At 46.9% G+C, this 501-nt stretch carries 1 protein-coding gene; it reads right to left on the reverse strand.

Features of this window, described 5'->3' with window-relative positions:
* Nucleotides 1–63 precede the first annotated feature (63 nt).
* Nucleotides 64–501 (reverse strand): ATP-binding cassette domain-containing protein (locus tag SPADD19_RS12475; protein WP_241496427.1); only part of this gene is annotated, 438 nt, incomplete at its 5' end.

Here is a 501-nt window from a genome sequence, read left to right on the forward strand (position 1 = left end):
CGGAGGTAGGACGACGAAATCGAATTCTAACGAATTACCGATTTCTGTCCCACTCTCTTGTATTTAATCAACCTTTTCTACCTTTAGCAATTGGCCATGTTTTAATTCATAAATAGTATCTACATAGGTCAGGATGGAGCGGTCATGGGTCACCATGATGGCGCTCTTGTTTTTGGATTTGACTTCTTTCCGGATCAATTGGGCGATTTCTTGCCCTCGATCTGGGTCTAGGCTAGCGGTTGGCTCATCAGCTAAAATGACCTGCGGATTTCCGATAAAGGCCCGAGCGATGGCTGCCCGTTGTTTTTGCCCACCAGACATCTGATTCGGGTATTGGTGGTAGCAAGCTTCGATGCCCAGATCTGCCAGCAAGGCTTTGACTTCCTCTTGGCGTTTCTTCTTGTCCTTTTCCCCCTTCAATTTGGCCACCAGTTCTAACTGGTCACCGATTTTCATATAGGAGAGGAGCTGGTGATCTTGAAAGATGAAGCCGAGCAATTC

The sequence above is a fragment of the Streptococcus parasanguinis genome, assembly GCF_001578955.1.
GTDB lineage: Bacteria > Bacillota > Bacilli > Lactobacillales > Streptococcaceae > Streptococcus > Streptococcus parasanguinis_U.